The organism is Mesorhizobium sp. WSM4837, from assembly GCF_055811435.1.
The window spans coordinates 1-510 of record NZ_JBVVQE010000241.1 but is presented as its reverse complement, the minus strand read 5'-3'; the positions used below and the strand labels follow the sequence as shown (position 1 = coordinate 510).

Here is a 510-nt window from a genome sequence, read left to right as displayed (position 1 = left end):
GCTGAGGAAAGCGCTGGCCTCGGCGCTGTCCTCGTTCGAGCCGGCAAGCTTCCAGCGTATGCCGCTGCCGAGATCCACTTCGGCGACAGCCTGGCTGACCTGCTGCTGGACAGAAGCGACCTGCTCGCCGGCGGCGACATTGGCCTGGACGACCACGGTGCGCGCGCCATCGATGCGGTTGAGGATGCCGACGGTCGGCTCGGGCTTGCGCACGACGAAATTCGAGATCGGCACCGACCCTTGCGACGTCTGCACCCTGAGGTCGTCGAGTGTCGACAGCGTGCGCCGGTCCTCGGGCAGGCGCAGCCTGATGTCGACGGCGTCGTCCGCACCGGCCGGCCGGTATTCGCTGAGCTTCAGCCCGTTCGTCACCAGTTGCACCACCGTGCCGACCGAGGTCGGGCTGATGCCGTATTGCGCCGCCTTGGCGCGATCGACGTCGAGCGCCCAGTCGACGCCCGGCGGCGGCAGGCCGTCGGAAATATCGATGACACCGGGGACCTTGGCAAT

1 protein-coding gene is annotated in these 510 nt (G+C 68.0%); it reads right to left on the bottom strand.

All coding sequences use genetic code 11. The features are described from left to right. The coding region (locus AC0L3D_RS36925; protein ID WP_473647564.1) for an efflux RND transporter permease subunit at window positions 1-510 on the bottom strand (510 nt) is incomplete at both ends.